This is a genomic window from Leuconostoc carnosum (assembly GCF_014207505.1).
Taxonomy (GTDB): Bacteria; Bacillota; Bacilli; order Lactobacillales; family Lactobacillaceae; genus Leuconostoc; species Leuconostoc carnosum.
Genome location: NZ_JACHGL010000006.1, coordinates 125,405 through 147,749, shown reverse-complemented (window position 1 = coordinate 147,749; position 22,345 = coordinate 125,405). Strand labels below are relative to the sequence as shown.

The following is a 22,345-nucleotide window of genomic DNA, read 5'->3' as shown; positions in this document are numbered from 1 at the left end:
TCTTGATATCGTTTCATTGGAATGCTCCTATCTTGTTTTATTAATTATGGCACAACTGTTCAGAAATTTATGTACCAAATACTAGGATAGGAGCAAACAGATAAGGTTAGAACCCATAAAATAGTGTTGATTACAGTTAGATTTGTATAGCCCATTAATAAGTGTACAGGATACGTAATTGGAATCAAAAAACTTAATGAATCTGTATATACTATAAGGGGTTTATTGATACTCAATAAACCAGAAAAAATTAAAACGGGGATTACAAACAATTCCTCGTAGATAAATGCATTTTTCGTAAGTAAAAATATTTCTGCTACAACATATGTAATGGGTAAGGCAGAAAACCAAAATAATAAAATCAATCCAATTTGTATTATTGAAATAACAGGAAAATATCCATTATTAAGAATTCCGGTAAGAATATATGATAACGGTAACGCAGTTAATCCAAAAGTTGAAGCTGAACTTACTAGTGCAATTATATTAGTAAAGGTATTAGTTGGGCTATTGACAAGGTAGACAAGAACACCCTGTGATCTTTGAAAATGTAAAATTCCAGCTGATGTTACTGCGCTACTCCACATGCCGAAAATACCTGCTACTATAACATCTTGGCTATTTAATAATTGATTATCAGCGTAAGCTGCCACATACTTTAACATCAAAATGCTTATTGTACTCGTGATAACCAGCCAAAAAAAATAGGAATTATGCGCATACTGCTTAATATGGAAAATATACATGTTAAAAAATCTATGCATGATTTCCCCCTATTTTTGCTAGTAAACCAAGATAAGATTCTTCCAAAGTTGCTGGTCTATCAATATATGCGACACCTGATGCCGCTATAATATGTGATAAATCTCCTGAAAACATAATTTCTCCATGATATAGTAAGAAAATCTGGTCTGATAAATCACTAACTTCCTGTAAAATATGGCTTGTTAAAATAACTGCCGTACCATGTTGAGCAATATTTTTGATAATTTTTCTTAGACTGTGCGATATTTCTGCATCCACGCCATTTGTTGGTTCATCTAATAACAGTATTGGACTATCCTTTAGTAATCCACGGGCAATATGTAAACGTTGCAACATGCCCATAGATAGGTGCCCAACTTTTTTATCTTGATGTTCAGTGAGTTCTACCTGCTTTAATACATGTTTAATTTTTTCAGGAATTGTGTGTCGTCTTAAACCCATTAAAGACGCAAAGAAAAAAAGGTTTTCAACTACACTAGCATTTTTATAGAATCCATTTCCGCCGCCAAATACTGTACTAACCTTTTTATTTAACAAATCCAATTGATTAGTAACTTCTTTTTGAGAAATATAAACTGCTCCGCTATCACTAGTTAGAAATCCCGAAAGAATTTTTAACAACGTTGTTTTACCAGCACCATTAGGTCCAATGAAAGACAAAATTTCTCCTTCATGTATCTCAAAAGATAATTTTTTTAGTACTTTTTTTCTATTATATTCTTTAACTAAATCGCGTACCTCTAAAATAGTTTCCTGGCTTGCTTGCTGACTCATATAAATAAATCCTTATCTTTTTCTTTGTATAGAAATGCCAACTCAATAGCTTTTTCTTTTTCACCAATTTTATGGTATGCATTTATCAAAGTTTTATAAGATTGTTCCATCGCAATAACATTCCCTATACTGCGAGAATACTCTAAGGCTTCTCAGAGTTACTTATAACTTCATCATAATTCTTATTTTTATAATTAATGACTGCTAATACACCATACGTTTCCCCTCGCATATAATGAATTGTTTGCTAAGTTTCTTTTTAAACTATTAACCAACACTTCTTTTGCCATGCCTAATTGGTTTGAATGCATCAAAAGTTGTGCTCTGTTTATTGCGACTTGCCCTAGGTATCGTAAAATCATATCTGATCGCAGTTCATCAGGTTCATTAAGCAAGGCAGCATTCAGAATACTATCAGCATTTATCATTGTTAAATTTAATATGGTTTTTGACGTCTTTTCTTTTACTTGTGATAGTCCAGACAAATTATTAATTAATTCCAATATTAACCAGAAATTTTTTGATTTCCCCATATTATATGACGATAGTAATAAATCTATTTGTTTGTTAAACTCATTCAAGTTATGACTTCGTTTAAGGTTCGCAACTGCAATTCTGTGATGAATAATCAAACTGTCTTCGAATTCGACATTTTTAATACGTAAAGCTGCTTCAAAACAGTTCTGATATCTCGATTCGTTATTGGCTGCTAGAGCCGTTCCTGCATATAGTAACAATTTATAATCATTTGAATCAATTATTTCGTCTATTCTACTTAATATAACGGATCCAATTGCTGTATAATCACCTACCAGTAAAATAACAATATCTAACCAGTGCTTCAATTCCTCTAGAGGAATGTCATTATTTCTTCTACTATTTGATCGGATTCTGGCAGTATAGTGTTGAATTCTTCAGCAATATATCGTGCATATAATAAAGGGTCTTCTGCTTTTCTGACACCTAGATCGCTTAAGTAGTAGGGTGCGTTTAAGTTCCGAATATTATTGACAGGAATTTCTTTTTTTATTAGTCTTCTTGCTATTTTCAGTCTAGCAAAAAAGGCAGGAAACTTTTCTAAATGACAAGCTTCTGCCTCTTTATACTGACCAATGTATTCTGTAAAATTCATTGATCACTCCTTTTTAATGGTTCCACGCCCATACTTGCTTTGTGATGATGAATGAAGCATCTTCATCCAGCTCTTTCTCGAAGACAGAAATAGTATTCTGAGCTTCAACGACCTTTAGTTCTTCTGTTCCTGTTTGCATATTATTTCCTTCTTTTTAACCTAAAGCATGGTAGGTTAAGATCATTATATTCTTCATATGTGTAAATAGCAATATAATACACATAATTATCACATAAATTACATTTTTAAAAATATAACAATTATTGATTCGTTATTTACTGTTAATAATCGACAAAAATAATCACGATATCTTTTTTCTATAATTTAAGCAACTCAAAGTAGAATTCGTTTTTGTCTTACTGACATAGATCCACACCTTGTCTTAACTCTAAATTTGAATGTTACAGTCATAAATTGTGAGCGTATAAAAAAGAATGGTCACTTATCAATAATTTGACAAGTGGCCATCCTTTTTTTATTTAAGCTTTTAACACAGCAATCACAAAGTCCATAAAATCACGGACAAACCGTTTAGCGTTGACGCTAACAGCAACATTTGTTGTTGGTGGTTCGAGCAACCGTTCGCGATCGCCTATTGTGCGGCCACAATCCTTTGTATCTTTATCGTAAGTGACGCGCATATTCAGGGGAATTGTCACGACATAACTTGGATCAATGGCCACAGCAACTGCCAATGGATCATGCAAGGCAGCACCACGATGATCGATGTCTAACCGAGCATAGGCTTCAATATAGAAGTCCATGAGATCAGCATAAGCAGTACCAGCTTTTGTACCTAATTCACGCCATTGTTGTGTATCTTTTTTGGTTAATAATGTACGCAGAGTGACATCTAAGCCAACCATTGTTAAGTTGTTTTGTGTTGTAAAAACAAGGTCTGCGGCCTCGGGATCTTGATTAATATTTGCCTCAGTGAAAGGCGTCACATTACCAGGCACTGTTAATGCACCGCCCATAAATGAGATATTTCAGGATCTATTTTCAAGGCTTTTGCCATGTTTGTCAAAGGACCAGTTGGGACATAAATCAATTTATCTTGATATTTATGCGCCATGTCGATTAAAAATTGAATGCCGCTTGTTTGTTCGATTTTGCGTATTGCTGTTGCTAATGACAGATTTCCCACGCTATGCTCACCATGGATGGCTTTTGATATAGGCATTACATCAAAATGATCAGTCGTAGATGAATGTGATTCTCCTAAATAGACCGGCACATCATTTCCACCCAGTAAATGTAATAAATTGAGGGTGTTTTGTGCTGATGTTTCAACTAAAGTGTTACCATATGAGGCAATCACACCAATGAGATCAACCCGTGGGTCACATATCGCTAATACATCATCAACACCAGTATCTAAATCTAAAATCATTTTTGTGGATGCCATCTTAAATTGCTCCTTCACAATACTGGTTCATCACTGGTATTTGTTCAATGAACCATTTTTCAAAAGCTTCCGTGTCAATATCAACTGCCACTTTGGCATTGATTTTACCATCCGACCAGCGGTTTTGTGTATCGGCAATTGTGGCCCCAGCTGCTGGACCTTCTGTAATAATGTCAACCCAATAATCTTTTATTGTATAAAATTCTGGTTTTAATAAATAACAAATGGTGTTAACATCATGCATTGGTTTGCCACCGGATTCACTGTCACCATAAGCGGTCATGAGTTGATGTAACATTTTTCCTGCTTCGCCAAGGCTGGCAACAGCATTGATGGTATGGAGAGATAGCAAAGCTTTTAAGGTCACATCTAAGCCGATCATCACAATGGGCACACCACTTTTAAAGACAATTTTAGCAGCATCTGGATCAGTGAAAATATTAAATTCTGCTACTGATGAGACGTTGCCACCAGATAATGAGCCACCCATCAAAACAAATTGTTTTATTTTGTTTAATAGATCGGGGTGTTTTTGGATTAACAAAGCAATATTTGTATAAGAACCAGTAGCGACAATTGTCATTGGTTCAGGCGCTTCTGACAATACTTTTGCCATGGCGCTGACTGCATCGATGGTTAAAGCTTGTGTCGTGACAGTTGGAAATTCATAGCCAGGCATGCCTGATACGCCATGAATATATGAGGCATCAACGAATTCTTTTTGCAGTGGTGATGCGGCACCACGTGCTACAGGTACCTGGGTTTGCTTAAAAAATGTTGTGAGTTTTAAAAGATTAATTGTGGTTTTATCTACAGAAACGTTACCGGCAACACTTGTCAGTAATTTAATATCGATTGCTGGATTCGTGAGTGCAATTGACAATGCCACAGCGTCATCTATGCCTGGGTCCATATCTAAAATAATAGGTGTCATTTCGAGTCCTTTCTAAATTATTGACTTGTTTACCATACGAACAGACCAGCAGTTGCTGCCGATAACAATGAAACTAAGATACCTGATAATAGCATGTATGGCACGTGTGAGCTAATATAATCGTTCTTTTCTTTATCAACTAATCCCTTAAATGCACCAATAATCATACCAAGCGTGCCAAAATTAGCAAAACTTGTTAAGAAGACAGTTAGGACAATCCGTGCATGTTCGTTGGCGAACAAACCCTTACTAGCCATGATTGATTTTGACACTTGACCCATAACTACGAATTCATTTGTAACCAACTTGGTGCCCATGAATTGCGCTAACTTGAAAGCATCGTCGACGTTGAAGCCTAACAACCAAGCAAACGGGAACATGATCACACCAAAGATATTTTCAAGTGTTAACCAATGCAACCCGGTTAAACTAAATAGTTGGTTAATTAGGGCTGCTAACGAAACGAAAGCAATAACGGTTGCAGTGATAATTAAGATTAATTTACCGGCACCAAGAATAGAATCCCCCAAAAATGAGAAGAATGGTTCCTTTTTAGTACCTTTTTCATGGATAGTAACAATGACATCATCTTTTGAGGCGACTTTATTGGGGTTTAAGATGGAGGTAATGATAATGGCACCTAAGATGTTAAGTGGGATAGCTGTTAAAACATATTTTCCGGGTACCATTTGTGTATATGATCCGATAATTGCTGATGTGACACAGCTCATTGACATCATGGCTAATGTCAAATTACGCTTTGCCGACATGCTGTCTAATTGTGACTTTGAAACAGCTAGCACCTCAGTGTTACCCAGAAACATCATTTCAATAGAAAAGAAGGCTTCAAATTTTGGTTGTCCAGTAATGAAAGCAAGACCTTTACCAACCCATTTAATAAACCAAGGTAATATTCCAATATATGTCAAAATATCAAATAGTGGGACAACGAGTAAAATCGGTAGTAAAGCTGATGTCACAAAATTGGGACCACCGTTGTTTGATGTTAACCATTCAGGTAAAGCAAATGCAATACCTTCTGATGCAACGGAAACCAACCAATTGAAGGCGTCAGATGCAGATTGAACCGCAATTTGTCCTGCCTTGAATTGTGTAAAAAACCAAGCTAAGGCTATCTCGATGATTAATACAATGCCAACAGATCGCCATTGAATATTTTTTTATCTCGTGAAAACAAAGCAGCAATGGCAATGAAAACAAAGATACCAAATACATTAGCAAATAAAAACATTGTTTTTTCCTCCTGTGAAAGTAAACATAATGAAGTAAAACGTTTAACCGAAACCAGTATAACATAGTTTATTTAGTCTTGAAAGCGCTTCCAAACTAAATTTTCAAGTAGCTTTATAAAGTTGACATAACAGGTTAATTGACAATATCACTTTTGTTAACTTCTAATATCATTATAACTGTAACGTTATCTAAAAACATGATGTCTTGTTATTAAATTTTCGAAATGATTCCGGAGTTTTTATGATTGTAACACTAATAAGCATGAGACAGTTTGTTTAAGAGAGTTGCCGGGCAATTTTATTATGATATTAAGGTATCTAAATTGTCTAAAAATGCCACTAATTTTAAAGCATATTTTTAGTATAATATAATGAAATCAAAGTTGATTTTTGTATAAAATTACTTTATTATATAAAAAGATAAATAGCAATTCAGCTAAACAGTTAAGAAATTCGCTCCAATCGGCCCTGATTGGAACGATTTTTTGTTGTAACCATTGGGTAGGCCTGACTATATTGGGGCACATTTTTATTAATTCATGCAGTTGTTTTTAAAGAGCAGACTACGGAGAGCCCTTCATATGTTTCAAATCTTAAATATTTTAAATAGCGTGACTTGGCCGTTGTTTGAGGGTGTTGTCATGTTGACTTGGTTTAGTACTTTCCTAAGTCAGCGACATTATTCTGGGCGTATTTTAGTGAGGGTATTGCCATTATTATACGTTGTTAATATTATTGGTAATGGTTTTGATTCGGCGATACTGAGGGCAATTTTTAGCTCAACTGCTGCGATCGCAATACTTTATATTTTGGGACGACAACAGCGACTTGCTAGTAATCAATCAATAATCCTCCTCTATGCGATTGTTAGTAGTTTTTTTGCTTATTGGATACCGAATTTAGAAAAAACAGTGGTAGCATTTTTTGATGTCGAACCAGTGATTGAAGTTAGTTTAGATTTTTTGGCGAACATTTTTTCCCTTGGTGTAGCCATTATAGTCAGAAGATTTAAGTATCAATGGCTGACGGAGGCTTTCTTATTAGGGCATCCTCAGCTACTTAAAGGACTGCTTTGGATTAGTTTGTGTCTGCGTATTATTAACGATTTTTGTGCGTATTTATTTGCAACAAACGCATTCTTTGGTTCAATCTGGTTAGATTTTTTCTTGTTAGTTGTGGTAGTGATACTTGTAATATTACCTGCTGGATTAAGCTATCGAGAGTTGCTATTGAGCAAACTCAAGCAACATGGTGATGAACTTGAGGCAACGCATAATTATACACACACACTTGAATCGCACTATGCAGAGTACCTATCATTTAAACATGATTATAAAAATATTGTATCCAGTTTAGAATATGGTATTCAACTCGGTAACTTGAGCGATATCAAGACCACCTATTATTCGGTTATTAAAACTAGTGAAATTGGGTTGCTAGAGACGCGTGACTTGCATTTGTATCTAATAGTAGATATTAATTTAAAAAGTGCTATTTTAGTTAAATATCAATATGCTAAGGATCTCGGTGTTAACTTCAGCGTTGAGATAAATCAACCATTTCAGGTTTCGAAATTTGAAAATGACCTGAATTTTTATCGGCTGTTTAACATTTTAATAGATAATGCAATTGAGGCGGCAGCGCCATCGGAAAAAAAGATAGTTACCATTTTATTCATTGATTCTAAACAGATTGTTATCAGGAATAGTTATATGGGTCATATTAATGTTGAGAACATTGCGACGATGGGGTATTCTTCAAAATCTGATCATAGTGGTTTTGGATTATATTTTGTTAATCAATATATTGCGCAACATGATCATATATCATTGACAACAACAGTTAATTCAGAAATATTTACACAAAAATTGTTGTTTTAGAAAAAGAGGGACAAGATGCATTATTATTTGTTAGAAGACACATTAATACAGCAAAAACGCATCCGAAATATTATCGATACATGTCGTATATTCGATAACCCAACGGCCTTTTTGGCGGCATTAATGGCAGATGAACAGCCTAAGACTATTTTATTAGATTTAGAAATTAAGACAGTGAATGAAGCCGGTTTTAATGTTGCCAAAGCGATTCGTCGAGTTGATACTTTATCGCCAATTATTGTAGTCACGACACATTCCGAAATGGTTGCTACCAGCTATGAATACCATATTGGCGCAATTGATTTTATAGATAAGTCGTTACCCGAACAACAATTTGTGCAACGTATTGAATCAGCACTGCAGGATGCTGCTAAGCAATATTTCAATAATAATCATGAGACAAAGCAACTTGAAATGGTTTTACTACCAACTGGAGAGAACATTGCATTAGAAGACATGATTTATATTGCGCATAATGGTGCAAATAGCCACTTATTAACGATATATTGTTCTCAACAAACAATTCAAATTCGTGGTACTGTTAAAACACTAGCTGAAATACATCCCAAGTTAATTAGAATTCATGCAGCATATATTATCAATCGGGACATGATCGAATCTTTAGATACTAAGGCGCATACAGTTACATTAAAGCATCAAGTTACCTTGCCCTGCTCGAGAAAGTATCTTAAAATGTTAAAAGTGCTACTAGCAATATGAAATATATCGTCAAAAATGGTTTTTGAAAACCTCATTGAAAACTATTATAATTGTAAATAGTTTAGAATTAGAATAGATGTTCATAATTATGCACCCGGGAGAAAATATATGCAAGTTGCGATTATTGGTGCTGGACCAAGAGGACTCGCTATTGCCGAGCGCCTTATTAATTTGGCGGATGACAAGACACAACTCGATGTTCAAATTTATGATCCATATACTATAGGTGGTCGTGTTTGGGATCCATTTATTGTTAACAACAAACTTTTTTTGATGAACACCGTGATTGATCAGGTGACCTTATTTAATGATGACTCAATTGAAAATGGTGGCACACCATTTCCGGGACCGAACATGCGACAATGGATTGAAACCGAAGCACAAGCATTCTTAGCGAGTCATTCAGAATATGATAGACGATATAGTGATGAATTACGTTATTTAACACAACCTGGTGATTTTTCATCGCGGGGTATGCTTGGCGTTTATGCTGCTTGGTATTTTAATTGGTTAAAAAGTCGTGTGCGTAGTAATCATACGCTTACCTTTACGCAACAAGCGGTAAACAACCTAAAAAAAATTGGCACAAAGTTCGAATTGAATTTAACTGATGGCACACAAATGTTAGCTGACCACGTTGTAATGGCTTTAGGTCATTCTGATGTCGAGTTAACTGAAGAAGAAAGGCAGTTCGATAATTTTGCCACGCAACATAGCTTACAGTATGTGGGCCCAACTCATCCCGCTGAAGCAGATTTATCAAAGTTTAGTGACAAAGATACAATTATTATGCGGGGGCTCGGACTGAGTTTTTTTGATTATCTTGCTTATTTTTCAATTGGCAGAGGTGGTCAATTTGTGCGTACTGATGATGGGGAATTAGTGTATCAAGCGTCAGGCAATGAACCACATGTCATCGCTGGATCGCGTGGTGGCCTGCCATTACGTGCCCGCGGTGTGAATCAAAAATCAACAAGTGAGTTATATCAACCAACATTTTTAACATTGCCCGCTTTGGATGCATTACGCGCTAAGGGTGGCGGTTATATGGCTTATGATGATTTTGAAAAACTGATGATTAAAGAATTAACTTATAAATATATTTCTAATATTCTAAGTAGCGATCAACAGACCTTGACATATAATCAAACTGAAGCATTAAAGCAGGCTTTGCTAACAAGTGCTGATTTAATTGAAACGGCAAGATCATTTGGTTTAACAGATTATCCAATATTTGATGTTGAGGATATTTGTCATCCATCACGCCAACTAGATGCTGATGCAGATTATAAGACATGGTTTCTTGACTATTTGAAGGCAACTATTGATGATGCACGTCTTGGTAATAAACTGGCACCATTGGCAGGAACGTTCGATATTTTACGTGATCTACGTAATTGGGTACGACATGTGGTGGAACATGATTACTTTTCAGCAGATGATTATGAGAAGTTTTTGAGCCGTTTTAAACCATTTGATTCACTCGTGTCTGTTGGGCCATCATTAGAACGTACGGAAGAACTATATGCTTTGATGAAAGCTGGTATTTTTGAAGTGACAGCACCAGGCATTAAAGTTACAACAGAAAATGGTGCTTTTGTTGCCCGTGATAGGCGCCATCAAGAGTTTAAAGGTAATGCCCTAATTGAGGCACGTTTGGGGACAACAAGTATCGCTGTCGCACGTAACCCGCTGATTGTACATTTGCGTGATAATGGTATTTTAGTACAACCAGTACGGACACGTCGTAATGGGTCAACCTACAAACTAGATGCTGCCAATGTTGATCATCAAACATTTGAAGTGATTAATCGTGATGGGGAACTGGTAAATAATTTATATATTTATGGTATTCCGCTGGAGGGACTAAAATGGTTTAGCACAGTGATTCCAAGACCTGGTGTGAATACCATCATTTTGCGGGAAGGTGCTTGGATAGCAGAACGTATTTTAGCGCATGCATAATTCCGTAAAAAGATAACGTTTGATATTTTATCATGTTAAACTAATAACAGAACGCTAGGTCGTTTTGTGGTAAAAATGATTGATAGGTAGAACATGACAGCAGACATTCAGTTAATTGCAACTGACTTAGATGGCACTTTTTTGAGAGATGATAAAACCTTTGATGAAGTGCTGTTTAAGTCTGTGTTACAAAAACTTAAAATTAAAAATATACCGTTTGTGATAACTACAGGGGTCCATCAAGAACGGATTAACGTATTATTAGCGAACTTTTTAGATTCAGGTCTAGCCTTTGTCAATAATAATGGCGCACGCGTTTTGACGTCGGCGGGTGAAGTGATTTATGAACGCACAATTTCTGCTGCAATATTAAGACAAGTACAGCAATTATTAATAGATTTTCCAGTGAAGCCGGACCGAGGTCTGGTCTATTCAACAGATGATACAGCCTATGTTCCGCGACAGTATTCAGGTACAATGACGGCATACAAGGCTCGCTTTTTTCAGCATATTAAAATATTTGATGATGTTTCAGAAATTAAAGAGCCGATTTTGAAGGTCACTATGAATTGGGAGCACTTTAATGAAACTAAATTTTATGAGGCAGCGAAATTAACTTTGGATCATGCGATACATGTTACTGAGACCGGAACTGGAGCAATTGATATTGTGCCAGCAACAGTGAACAAAGCCGTCGGACTCAAGAAGTTGGCTGATCATTTAGGTATTGATATGGCAAATGTTGCGGCTTTTGGGGATGGTGGTAATGATCTTGAAATGTTAAGTAGTGTTGGGCATCCATATGTTATGCCCAACGCAACGCTACAAGGTGATTTTAACCATATTGAAATAGATAATAACCATGCTGGTGTACTAAAAACAATTTTAGATATTATTTAAAAAAACAACAGCAATCACTTAGTGATTGCTGTTGTTTTTATGTGTTGACGTATAAAACTTAATTTTTTCTGGTAAATGACATCAGTATCATAATCTTTTGGACCATGACCACCACCAGAAACCCAGTGTGTGATGGCATGTTTACCTGTTGTTTTGTAGTATGCTTCAGCTAATGAGATACTTTGTAAATAAGGCACAACAGAATCTTTAGTACCAGCAATTAACATTAGTGGTGGCATTTTTGAGGTAAAATATGTTGCTGGATTAGCTTGAATGACTAAATCAGGTGCCAATTTTGGTGGGGTGTTGTTCAACATAATCGCTTCAAAAGCATTTGCCTGTTCAGTTTCCTGAAACTTAGGTGTGATATTGAGCTTCAAAAATTGTTCTTGAAATTGATCAACTTGATATGGACCGTATAAACCAATAATACTGTTAATTATCGGGAAAGAATGATCAGTTTGCGGACTACCTAGGGTACCTAACGAAACTTGAGCTGAAAAGCTGGCAGCCGATAACGCTGCTAGTTGAGCACCACTAGATTCACCGATTAGTGTGACGTTATTCATGTCAAGCTGATAACCATTAGCATGCTGTCTAAGAAAATCAAGGGCAGCGCGAATATCAGCAATTTGATTTGGAAAATAATTTTTGGCGGGTGTGTTCAATCGGTAGTTTAGACTAATTACTGCGAAACCATCAGCTAAAAATCGGAGGCTGGGATTAAGCTTGACGGATGATTTTCGGCCACGTAGGAGACCACCACCATAAATATCAAGGATTACTGGGAAAGTTGTTTCGCCTGTTGGTAAATAGATATCTAAAGTATGGTGCTCATCGGAAGCATATGCAATATTTAAGTAACGTTGCCTAGCCGTAGAAGGGATGGTGGCAGGTACAAAAGTGTCGGGTTTGTCTTTAAATAGCATAATATAAATATACCTCTACATATTATTATACAAAAAAGCACCCCAAAAGGATGCTTTTTTGTAAGTATGATTAGAGATTTGTTAAATGACCTTTTTTGTCTTTGGCAATCAAGTAGTAAACTGTTGCAGCAATTGCCCAGCCCCAAACAGCATGTCCAAAGAATTCTGAGAAGTGTTCGCTAAATGGTTGGTTCCATGGTGCTGGAACTGTACCAAATGCAGGCATTAAAATGACATGCCATATAACCCAAAGCACAAGACCATAAGCAGCACCTTGCCACAAACCAATTTGCTTCCAATACTGTGAGACGAAAACATACAGTACTGAAAATGCAATTGCAAATGAGAAATGCAATACAAGAGTGAACCAGAATACTTTTTGATCTGTTGAGTAATACACAAATGATTGAATCAAATGGTCTGGAATACCAATTTGTTGTGCCATGTGCTGTGGTGGGTTAATTAAATTACGTGCAATCGTACGTGGTGGAAATATGGCTTCCCAACCAATTTTAACCATCCCAGATATCATGCCAGCAATAATACCATACCAGATGCTTTTGATGATGATTTCTTTAAAGCCTGCTTGTGGCTTTTCTAATGTTAACATAAGAACTTCCCTTCTCCATTAAAGAAATTAAATTGTGATAACCATAATAGTTAACAGCAATTTAATCTATTACAATTAGTTAGTATAAACGTTTATTTGTGAATTGTCAAACAACTAGAAAAATATTTTATATTTTGTTAATAATGTTGGTTAAACAGCTATTTTCAATATTTTATGAAAGTATTAAAAATGGAATAAAATTTATATTGTGAAAATAATATTAACAGTAGTAGGGAGGGTCTTGCTTTGGTTAATCATAGCTGGTATTATTAATGTCAATGTGCTTTATAACTAATCGACAAATTTCCATACCGTACAGAGAGACGGGTGGTCGGAGGATAATAATTATGAAACGTTCAACATTGATTGGTACCATTATTGGTGCTGCGGCTGTTATTGGTATCGGAGTAACTATTGCTATGAATTCAGGTTCAAGCAAAAGTGATAATTACTCGGTAGCATTGGTTACAAGTACTGGTGGTGTTGATGACAAGTCATTTAACCAGTCTGCATGGGCTGGTATTAAGCAATTTGGCGAGAAGAATCATATGAAACAAGGGGAGAATGGTTTTTCTTACTTGGTTTCCAATGATGGTTCAGAAATTAAATCTAATTTACAGCAAGCAGTTAAAGCGCAGTATAAGTTAGTAGTTGGTATTTCATTCATGGGTGGCCCAGCAATGAAGCAGGTGGCTAAGACTAATCCTAATACGCAATTTGCCATGGTTGAGGCGCAAGTACCTTATAAAAATGCGGCTTCGATTATGTTCCATTCGGAACAGTCATCATATTTGGCAGGTGTCGCCGCCGCTGAATCTTCAAAGACTGGGAAAATTGGGTTTGTCGGTGGTGTTAAAGGTGAAGTGATTGAACAATTTGAAACTGGATTTAAAGCCGGGGTCTTGGCAACAAATCCTAAAGCAACTTTTGTATCACAATATGCGAATACATTTACTGATGCCGCTAAAGGTAAAACAATTGCCGCAGCAATGTATGCTAGTGGCGTTGATGTGATATTCCAGGCAGCAGGTGCCACAGGAAATGGTGTCTTTGCTGAAGCAAAGGCCGAGAATCAAAACACAACAGCAGATAAAAAAGTTTGGGTTGTCGGTGTTGATATGGACCAAAAGCAAGACGGGAACTACACAACTAAAGATGGCAAAAAAGCTAACTTCACTTTAGCCTCTGCAATTAAGCGTGTTGATAATGCCGTTGAGCGTGTCGCTAAACAAGGAAAAGATAATCAATTCCCTGGTGGTAAAACAGTTACCTACGGTCTAAAAGAACAAGGTGTTGATATTGCTCGTGATTCAATGTCAGAATCCGCATGGCAAGCAACACAAAAAGCCAAGCAACAAATTTTGGATGGTAAGATTACCGTACCAACAAAGTTGAGTGCTATCAAATAATTAATCATTTTGGAAAAACACGCTATTTTGACAGACAAATATGTCAAAATAGCGTGTTTTTAGATGATTTTTAATTTGATGTTTTAGATTGATTGCGTGAATAATCATATTTAAGGTGTGTTTAATGTTGACTCGTTATCATATACGTATTGATAAGAATACTTAACTTATCAAACAACGAAACCTCGTTAAATAATATAAGAAATTTTCTCATCTCATTCTCTCTCCCTATCTTCTCATTCTCAAATATATTTTCTTTCCCCGTATTATTTAGTTGATATGGGGTTTCGTTTATTTAAAAGCAAAAAGCGCTGACAGCTATTGTCGGCGCTTTTTGCTTTTACTCGTGCTACTAATTATGTGACATCATGAGTTTACCATGAAGTTGATGGTCTAATATAGGGAAAACAATTAATACGACAATCATTGTGATGATACAATTAACAATTGTCGGGATGATTGAGGTAATTGTTGCGGCAATTGCTGGTTGCACAGTTAATCCTTTAACAAGTGCCATCACGAAATTATGCAATGTTGAGGTGATAAATTTAGTAATGATTGCACTGAAAATAATGAGTACAAGGTTGACGGTTTGTCGGTTACGCTGATATCGGAGTGTACGGGCAACAAGAATAGCCGCACCACCAACAACAAACACTTCAAAAAAGTAATAAGGTGCATCTAATACATAATTATGTATCAAATCAAAAATTGCTAACCCCATCCCACCGGCCAAAGCACCGCGTTTATAACCTAATAATAAGACAGAGAGTAAGGCTGCAGCGTTGCCGAGGTGAACGAAGGGCTTACCAATTAATGATGGCATTGGTACTTGAATACTTGTAGCCACAAAAGTGATAGCTGCAAAAAAAGCAACCAAAACAATTGTTAACGTCACACGATCTTCTTTCATAGTTTGCCTCGTGATTTCCTAAATTAATAATTAGATTTATTTTATCATAATATTGTAATTATGTTTGCAAAGAAAAACTTACAAACTAAAATAAATTGGCAATTCTTATATAAAAATATAATAAATTCGGGCATTTTATTGACAATATTATCTGTACCACGTAATATAGTACACGTAGTACAGTGCCTACTTATGAAGGGGACACTGTAGTAACAAGGGGAATTAATGAAACACAGTTAACATTTGTTGGTCGTATTGGTTACTTGGCTAAGCAACTAGCAAAAATTTAAAAAGGAAGTACATGAATGGCACAAATTCAACGGAATCAACCATTGTACGAGCAATTAATGTGGCGCATTAAGGCACAGGTTGCTGATGGTGTGCTAATTAAGGGAGAAAAATTACCGTCTGTCAGAGAGATGGCTTTAATTGAGGGATTAAATCCAAATACTGTGGCTAAAGCCTACAAGGCATTGGAAGTACAGCATGTTATTGAGACAGTAACGGGCAAAGGGACGTTTGTGAGTGCTAATGATGATCAAGTAGCAGACCAACGCCTGATTGAAGAACTACGTGAGCAGCTTGGGGAAGTTGTGATCGAAGCTAAACGAGCCGCCATTTCCGCTCAGCAATTAAATGACTGGATTGCTGAAGCTTATGGTACTTCCACTAAAAAGCCTGCGAGGGAGAACGCATGACACTTGTAATTGAAAATATTTCTAAAAAAATTCAAAATAAAACGGTATTACATAATATTAATTTTGAATTAAATGAGGGAGAAATTGTTGGTTTAGTCGGCCGTAATGGTGCCGGGAAAACAACATTATTTGGTACAATTGCTGGTGAGTTATTACCTGATTTTGGTCGCATTGGCTTGAATGAGTTGGATTATATCAATACGACTGCTTTACATGATCAGTTGTTTTATGTTGATATGCCAGATAATTGGTTGAAATATTATTCACCTCAAAAAATCAAAGAAATTTTGAAAATAGCTTATAAAGATTTTGATGAAGATTGGTATGATTTAGAAATTACGCGCTTTGACTTAAATAATGGCAAACGGATTCGAAATTATTCCAAGGGCATGCGTGCGCTATTTATGATTATTGTGAGTTTTGCGAGTCGAGCGCCATATATTCTGTTAGATGAACCACTAGATGGATTAGACGTGCTGATTAGAGATCAAGTTAAGCAAATGATAGTCAATCAGGTCATCGAACATAATACCACAGTGCTGATTGCATCGCATAATCTAGTGGAGTTAGATACATTAGTTGATCGTATTTTACTATTGAAAAATCAAACAATTGACCGTACTTTTTCAATTGAAGGTAATAAGAATATTAAGAAATATCAGTTGGCTTTTGTCGGCGATAAATTACCAGAGTTTTTACGTGGTAGTGGGACAATCATTGCACAAACTGGTCATATTGTGACTATTGTTTTTAATGACTTTGTAGAAGCTATCGGAATCAAGCTTGCAGGTCCAGATTTTAAGTTTGTAGAAGAATTACCGATTAGTAGTGAAGACATTTTCCGCGCAAGTTTTGCTAAAGAGGAACACGCATGGCAGCAAGAGTTGGAGGAGGAGGCATGAAGCAAGCGATACGTTTATATACAACCATCAAAAAGAATCAGTTTATTTTGGCATTAGCATTAGGTGTTTTGTTGGCAGTAGTGTCTGTCACTTCCAATTTATTGTGGAAAAATATTACAATGAAACATTTTAGCGAACAATTTGGACCAGTTGTTTTTGGCATTTGGATTTTTGTTGGTGCAACATCGGTATTAAATGACCAGTTAAAACATTTAGACACTTGGCTATTCACACAAAACATTTCTCGTCTGCAGCTCTTCCTAACACGTGTGATATTATTAATTGTGGCGCCTATCTTGATATCTTCGCTAATGGACATTGTGTTAACTTTGTTAACAGAACCTAAAAAGATGATTGATATTATTAGTAGTGATGCGACAGATGGTGTGCAATTTTTCTTCATAGCAAGTATAATGGCTTTTGTCTACACATTAATTGGTCCTATCTGGATGAAAATAGCTGCGGCTATCTTTATGCTAGTTGTTCCAATATCACCAGTTACACAGTTTGAAAAGATTGACAATATATTCGGTGTTAAACTATTTGAGCATAATGATAATTTACAAATTTTATCAGCCAATTTAATCATACTGGCTGGTGCAATCATTATATTTATGATAGGTGGCTATTTATCAACAAAGATTAGCGTGGACACAGTTGATGAAGCAGTTAGGATTCGTCACCTGAGATGGCCAGTTATCATTTTTGTATTTGTGTCAATGTATCTTACATTGATGTTGGAGACACGATCACCCATTAATTCTGGCATCATATTTAAAAATATGATTATACCAGCTATTATGGCGGTGATTACATTTGCATTTGTCTTTAAACCAACGTTTAAATTAACCTGGGATAAGTAATTGAAGAGTAAGAAAAAGGGGTGAAAGCAATGGCTTTATTAGAAGTTAAAAATATTGATAAGAATTTTGGTAAGAAGAAGGCGATGGACAACATTAGCTTTACTGTTAATGCTGGTCATATTGTGGGCTTAATCGGGCCTAACGGTGCTGGAAAATCCACAACAATGCGAGCAGTGACAGGATTAATGAGCTACTCATCAGGTAGTATCAATTTTGATGGGCAATCAGTCACTTTCAATAACCATCAAGCGTTAGACAGAATGGGGAATTTAATTGAATACCCATCAATTTATCCTAATTTGACAGCTTTAGAACATCTTAAGCTATATGCCATGGATACAAAACAACCGGCTGATTTTAAAGAACTCATGCAAAAGACACAAATTGATGGTGACAACTTTGGCAAGAGAAAGGCTAAAAACTTTTCATTGGGAATGAAACAACGATTGGGCATTGCTATTGCGTTGATTCGTAATCCAAAATTAGTTATTTTGGATGAACCAATGAATGGATTGGATCCACAATCTGTGCATGATTTACGTGGATTAATTCGTAGTTTGGCTGATGAAGGTGTGGCATTCTTAATTTCAAGTCATTTACTTGATGAGTTACAAAAATTAGTTGATGACGTTGTTATTATTAACCATGGTAAAATTATTGAGACTGCCACAATGACTGAATTTTTCAGCCATGATAAAGTACGCTGGACATTAGCAACTTCCAATAATGCTGCGGCGGTTCAATTGTCAAAAAGCAATGGCTGGGATGCTACGCTTGATGAGGGATATGTACAAGTATCTGGCGCAGAGAATTTACAGCAAGTTATCACAGCAATCAATGGTGCAGATATTCAAATTCAATCACTTAACACTGTAACTGGGAATTTGGAAAAGTCATTACTTGATGTATTAGCTAGTGACGATAAGGGGGAATAAGTTATGTTGACTTTGATGAAACAAGAATATTATAAGGTTTTTAAACAGAATCGCTTAGCTATATGGTTGGTCATAAGTTTTCTATTTCCATTAATTATAATGGGTGTGTTTAAGTCTCAACGTAATGGTGATACAATCTTAGCTTTTGGTCAAGGTGCTATTTACATTTATATGGCTGGTATCATTATCACGGCACTTACAGTTTCACAAGAGTTTGCCTTTGGAACAATTAGACCATTATTATCACGGCGGTTTAGTCGTGGCATGGTATTTGCCAGTAAATTAGTTTTGAATTTTAGCATCTATATCATGTTGATTGTAGCTGCATTTATTGGTACGATGATCAGTAAAATAATTTTTGTACCGAAGTTTAATTTTGCTGATAAGGCAGGTTATGCTGGTAATGGTTGGCAAATGATGGGCATGCAGGTATTTAATATACTTGCGGGTATGATCTTTGTGGCTGGGTTGGTATTGTTAGTGACTAACTTGGTTAAAAGTTCAGGCGCTGCCATTGGTATGGGTGTTGTTATGACCATCGGGACACCCATTATTAGTAGTATTTCAGCTGTTTTGATCCAATCAGCACCAATATTGAAATGGAATCCATTCAACGTCTACTTGGGTATGAATATGTATGGTAGTATAAGTTCATCAGCCATTAAAGAGATGATCAAACTGTCTTCTAATGAAGTCATTATTGCTTATCTAGTATACATTGTACTTTTATATGGTATTGCATATCTTATTTTCAAGAAGCGCTCAGTTTAATTATAATGATCCAAAAAGCACTCAGAAAGTTACTAAGCTTTCTGAGTGCTTTTTTAGTCAATATGTTTCACGTGAAACATGGTTAAAATGGTATTTTGTCTGCATCGGTATGCACATCATTTACACCAGATAGTTTATCAAGCTGATCAACTTCTTCTGTTGTTAGTGAAAAGTCGAATACGTTAGCATTAGCTTCGATGAATTCTTTATGCGTTGATTTTGGTAGAGGCAAGAAACCTTTTTCCAAGGACCAGCGAATTAAAATTTGCGGGACAGATTTACCGTATTTTTCAGATAAAGCATTGACTTGTGGCAAATTGATTAACTTACCTGTGCCTAGTGGTGAATAGGCTTCGTTCAACATACCATGTGCTGTATTGTAAGCTACCAATTCAGCTTGACCGTCTGAAGGGTTAAGAAAGTTTTGGTTAACCATTGGCGCAATTTTTTGTGTTTTTGCTAAGGCTTCTAGATGATGAATCTGGAAATTAGAAACACCAATTGCTTTGGCTTTACCTGCCTGGTAAGCTGCTTCAAAGGCACGCCATGTGTCAGCATTAGCCGCCTCCCAAGCCTCTTCATCCTTTTGACGAACGTCATGCGGATTTGGCCAGTGAATCAAGTAAAGATCAACATAGTCAATACCGAGTTTATTTAATGACGTCTCTAGCGCTTTGTTGGTTGCATCATAGCTGTGAGAGTCATTCCATAATTTAGTTGTAATAAATAAATCTTCACGCGCAATACCAGAATCTTTAATGGCACGACCAACGGACTGCTCGTTGCCGTATATTGCTGCCGTATCGATATGTCGATAACCTGCTTCTAGTGCCCACTTGACTGCCTGATAAGCAACATCACCATCAGCAGATTGCCAAGTACCAAAACCAATAACTGGAATTTTAACACCGTTGTTGAGTGTGTAAGTGTCTGTTAAAGACATAAATTGTACCTCCAAATAAGATTAAACAAATTGTATCGAGTAAGAAATTGTTGCACTGATATCTTACTCTTGGGATTAGTATATCACTTTTGAAAGTTAAATTTTTGTCTGGTGCTCACACTAGATATTATTGAACCGCTTTTTGAACTTGCTTGAGTTCTTCCAATTTCCAACTAACATATGTTTTACTTGTAGGAATAGTTTCTGTGACATTAATAACAGGAACGTTGTTTTCTTTAGCCAGCTTAACTAAATTCGAAACTGTAGAACTGGTTGTTTGTTTATTATTGACAAAGAATGCGATTTTATGGTTAGTAATGGCAGATTTCAGTGCAGCAAGATCTGCGGGTGAAGGATCATTACCTTCTTCAATAGCTTCAGAAAATCCTGTGTCCATTACCTTATAACCCAGTGCAGTAAGCATGTATTCAAAAACAGGTTCGCTTTGGGCAACAGTTTGATGTTTGGTAGACTTTTTTAGCTCGTCAATAAGAGAGGTTACAGGTTTTAGGCTAGCAATATACTTTTTAGCGTTTGCTTGATAATCAGCCTTGTGAGTTGGGTCTTTTTTAGCTAATGTATCAGCTAAATATTGAGCTGTTTCCGACATGATTTTTGGATCATTCCATAAGTGAGGGTTAACACCACTTTTCTTGTTTAAAATGTTTTCCCCAATACGAATGAGCTGTGTGTGTTTAGAAGTCTTGGCAAGTTTATTAAGCCAAGCATCATAACCCAGACCGTTAGCCAATGCGATATCTGCGCCGCTAACTTTTTTGGCAACTGTTGTTGTTGGTTCGTAATCTTCAGGAGAAACATTGGGGTCTTTGATAATAGCTGTGGCGCTACCATGGTTGCCGACAACTGTTTTGGCAATGTCAGCATAAAAATCAGTTGATGCAACAATTGTTATTTTATCGTTACTTTTTTGAGTTGCCGTACCTTTAAAGGTAGCAAAACCAACGATGACAATAATAATTACGGCCATCAATGCAATAAGCTTTTTCATGAGTGATTTTCTCCTAGTTGATTAATTTTTACCAAAAATTCAATGATAGTTTGTTGCTGTTGTGGTTCAAAACCAGCAATTGTGTGATCAATGGTTTGGTGCAAATCTTGATGTGACTGTTGGTGCTGCAAAGCTAATTGAATGCCTTCGGGTGTTAGCGCATAGTTAACACTGCGTTTATCATTAGCATCCTGTGTTGCGGTAACGTAACCATGTGCAGTTAGATTCTTAATTGCTTTGGTAATCGCTGGTTTGGTGAGATTCATCTTTTCAGCTAATATACTGTTAGTTGCGTTATTTGATTGTAACAGCATCAGTAGATGCGCTTGAGTCGCATTAATTTGCTGTGCAGCGGTGGTGCGAATGAACTCAGAATTTGCTGCGTACGTTTGGACAAATGTGTTGAGTTCCTGAATAATGTTATCTGATTGTGACATGATGAGGCCTCTATAGTTTACTAGTTAATTAACCAGTAAACTATAACAAGAAAGATAACATCTTGTCAAATGAATATTTAATCATATATAACGAATGAGAATGTGTTGCTTTGTCATACGCTAATCTGACAATTTTGTCAGGCTATAGTAAAATTTGTCAGCTCATTGGTACCCAATTTAAGTCATAATAGTTAC

General features: G+C 36.1%; 22 protein-coding genes and 2 pseudogenes. 10 read left to right on the top strand and 14 right to left on the bottom strand.

Annotation, left to right across the window (positions count from 1 at the left end; translation table 11 throughout):
• Window positions 1-59: 59 nt before the first annotated feature.
• From HNQ98_RS07775 to HNQ98_RS07745, 8 genes and pseudogenes are all read right to left on the bottom strand, one after another.
• Window positions 60-764, bottom strand: a complete 705-nt coding sequence (locus HNQ98_RS07775; protein ID WP_184285039.1) for a multidrug ABC transporter permease — start codon at window positions 762-764, stop codon at window positions 60-62.
• On the bottom strand, window positions 757-1,539 hold the full coding sequence (gene ccmA, locus HNQ98_RS07770; RefSeq protein WP_135197915.1) for a heme ABC exporter ATP-binding protein CcmA: 783 nt from the start codon (window positions 1,537-1,539) through the stop codon (window positions 757-759). Before ccmA ends, HNQ98_RS07775 begins: the two co-directional genes overlap by 8 nt.
• 194 nt (window positions 1,540-1,733) lie before the next feature.
• Window positions 1,734-2,384 carry a hypothetical protein gene (locus HNQ98_RS07765; protein ID WP_019040477.1) on the bottom strand — a complete coding sequence of 217 codons (651 nt, stop codon included), beginning with the start codon at window positions 2,382-2,384 and terminating at the stop codon, window positions 1,734-1,736.
• A gap of 5 nt (window positions 2,385-2,389) precedes the next feature.
• The gene (locus HNQ98_RS07760) at window positions 2,390-2,671 is read right to left on the bottom strand and encodes a hypothetical protein (RefSeq protein ID WP_019040476.1); all 282 of its coding nucleotides are present in this window, start codon (window positions 2,669-2,671) and stop codon (window positions 2,390-2,392) included.
• 13 nt (window positions 2,672-2,684) lie between these two features.
• On the bottom strand, window positions 2,685-2,810 hold the full coding sequence (locus tag HNQ98_RS09315; protein ID WP_019040475.1) for a hypothetical protein: 126 nt from the start codon (window positions 2,808-2,810) through the stop codon (window positions 2,685-2,687).
• 340 nt (window positions 2,811-3,150) lie between these two features.
• Window positions 3,151-4,079: pseudogene (locus HNQ98_RS07755) on the bottom strand (nucleoside hydrolase).
• A 1-nt stretch (window position 4,080) separates the two neighbouring features.
• On the bottom strand, window positions 4,081-5,013 hold the full coding sequence (rihC, locus tag HNQ98_RS07750) for a ribonucleoside hydrolase RihC (protein ID WP_019040474.1): 933 nt from the start codon (window positions 5,011-5,013) through the stop codon (window positions 4,081-4,083).
• Between the two features lie 29 nt (window positions 5,014-5,042).
• Window positions 5,043-6,265, bottom strand: a pseudogene (locus tag HNQ98_RS07745) (NupC/NupG family nucleoside CNT transporter).
• Window positions 6,266-6,847: 582 nt separating this feature from the next.
• On the opposite strand from HNQ98_RS07745, the gene HNQ98_RS07740 reads away from it, so the two are divergent.
• The 4 genes from HNQ98_RS07740 (at window position 6,848) to HNQ98_RS07725 (ending at window position 11,731) form a co-directional block, all read left to right on the top strand.
• Window positions 6,848-8,146, top strand: a complete 1,299-nt coding sequence (locus tag HNQ98_RS07740) for a GHKL domain-containing protein (protein ID WP_135197913.1) — start codon at window positions 6,848-6,850, stop codon at window positions 8,144-8,146.
• A gap of 15 nt (window positions 8,147-8,161) precedes the next feature.
• Window positions 8,162-8,866 (top strand): LytR/AlgR family response regulator transcription factor, encoded by a 705-nt coding sequence (locus HNQ98_RS07735; RefSeq protein ID WP_135197912.1) that lies wholly within the window; start codon window positions 8,162-8,164, stop codon window positions 8,864-8,866.
• 108 nt (window positions 8,867-8,974) lie between these two features.
• Window positions 8,975-10,831 (top strand): FAD/NAD(P)-binding protein, encoded by a 1,857-nt coding sequence (locus HNQ98_RS07730; protein ID WP_135197911.1) that lies wholly within the window; start codon window positions 8,975-8,977, stop codon window positions 10,829-10,831.
• A gap of 93 nt (window positions 10,832-10,924) precedes the next feature.
• A complete protein-coding gene (locus HNQ98_RS07725; protein WP_135197910.1) occupies window positions 10,925-11,731 on the top strand; it encodes a Cof-type HAD-IIB family hydrolase in 807 nt (268 codons plus the stop codon).
• A gap of 14 nt (window positions 11,732-11,745) precedes the next feature.
• Here HNQ98_RS07725 and HNQ98_RS07720 read toward each other — a convergent pair whose 3' ends face one another.
• Window positions 11,746-12,660, bottom strand: a complete 915-nt coding sequence (locus tag HNQ98_RS07720) for an alpha/beta hydrolase (protein ID WP_184285038.1) — start codon at window positions 12,658-12,660, stop codon at window positions 11,746-11,748.
• A gap of 70 nt (window positions 12,661-12,730) precedes the next feature.
• The gene (locus tag HNQ98_RS07715) at window positions 12,731-13,270 is read right to left on the bottom strand and encodes a YagU family protein (RefSeq protein WP_135197908.1); all 540 of its coding nucleotides are present in this window, start codon (window positions 13,268-13,270) and stop codon (window positions 12,731-12,733) included.
• 347 nt (window positions 13,271-13,617) lie between these two features.
• On the opposite strand from HNQ98_RS07715, the gene HNQ98_RS07710 reads away from it, so the two are divergent.
• The gene (locus HNQ98_RS07710; RefSeq protein ID WP_135197907.1) at window positions 13,618-14,679 is read left to right on the top strand and encodes a BMP family lipoprotein; all 1,062 of its coding nucleotides are present in this window, start codon (window positions 13,618-13,620) and stop codon (window positions 14,677-14,679) included.
• Window positions 14,680-15,031: 352 nt separating this feature from the next.
• On the opposite strand, the gene HNQ98_RS07705 is transcribed toward HNQ98_RS07710, so the two are convergent.
• Entirely contained in the window at window positions 15,032-15,592 is a 561-nt protein-coding gene (locus HNQ98_RS07705; protein ID WP_135197906.1) for an ECF transporter S component, read from the bottom strand.
• 305 nt (window positions 15,593-15,897) lie between these two features.
• Between HNQ98_RS07705 and HNQ98_RS07700 the strand changes: the two genes are divergently transcribed.
• From HNQ98_RS07700 to HNQ98_RS07680, 5 genes are read left to right on the top strand one after another with little or no spacing between them, the layout of a single operon-like run.
• The gene (locus tag HNQ98_RS07700) at window positions 15,898-16,290 is read left to right on the top strand and encodes a GntR family transcriptional regulator (RefSeq protein ID WP_014975015.1); all 393 of its coding nucleotides are present in this window, start codon (window positions 15,898-15,900) and stop codon (window positions 16,288-16,290) included.
• Complete coding sequence (locus HNQ98_RS07695; protein WP_135198213.1) at window positions 16,287-17,192, top strand: ATP-binding cassette domain-containing protein; 906 nt, start codon at window positions 16,287-16,289, stop codon at window positions 17,190-17,192. Before HNQ98_RS07700 ends, HNQ98_RS07695 begins: the two co-directional genes overlap by 4 nt.
• On the top strand, window positions 17,162-18,055 hold the full coding sequence (locus HNQ98_RS07690) for a hypothetical protein (protein WP_223822782.1): 894 nt from the start codon (window positions 17,162-17,164) through the stop codon (window positions 18,053-18,055). The genes HNQ98_RS07695 and HNQ98_RS07690 overlap by 31 nt, the downstream gene beginning before the upstream one ends.
• A 29-nt stretch (window positions 18,056-18,084) precedes the next feature.
• Window positions 18,085-18,990 carry an ABC transporter ATP-binding protein gene (locus tag HNQ98_RS07685; protein ID WP_135197904.1) on the top strand — a complete coding sequence of 302 codons (906 nt, stop codon included), beginning with the start codon at window positions 18,085-18,087 and terminating at the stop codon, window positions 18,988-18,990.
• 3 nt (window positions 18,991-18,993) lie between these two features.
• Window positions 18,994-19,761 (top strand): DUF2705 family protein, encoded by a 768-nt coding sequence (locus tag HNQ98_RS07680; RefSeq protein ID WP_014975011.1) that lies wholly within the window; start codon window positions 18,994-18,996, stop codon window positions 19,759-19,761.
• 82 nt (window positions 19,762-19,843) lie between these two features.
• On the opposite strand, the gene HNQ98_RS07675 is transcribed toward HNQ98_RS07680, so the two are convergent.
• The 3 genes from HNQ98_RS07675 to HNQ98_RS07665 all read right to left on the bottom strand — a co-directional run bounded on the left by HNQ98_RS07675 (window position 19,844) and on the right by HNQ98_RS07665 (window position 22,150).
• The gene (locus HNQ98_RS07675) at window positions 19,844-20,704 is read right to left on the bottom strand and encodes an aldo/keto reductase (protein ID WP_135197903.1); all 861 of its coding nucleotides are present in this window, start codon (window positions 20,702-20,704) and stop codon (window positions 19,844-19,846) included.
• Window positions 20,705-20,831: 127 nt separating this feature from the next.
• Window positions 20,832-21,713, bottom strand: coding sequence for a metal ABC transporter solute-binding protein (locus tag HNQ98_RS07670; RefSeq protein WP_184285037.1), 882 nt, complete (start codon window positions 21,711-21,713; stop codon window positions 20,832-20,834).
• A complete protein-coding gene (locus HNQ98_RS07665; RefSeq protein WP_014975008.1) occupies window positions 21,710-22,150 on the bottom strand; it encodes a MarR family winged helix-turn-helix transcriptional regulator in 441 nt (146 codons plus the stop codon). The genes HNQ98_RS07670 and HNQ98_RS07665 overlap by 4 nt, the downstream gene beginning before the upstream one ends.
• Window positions 22,151-22,345: the final 195 nt, after the last annotated feature.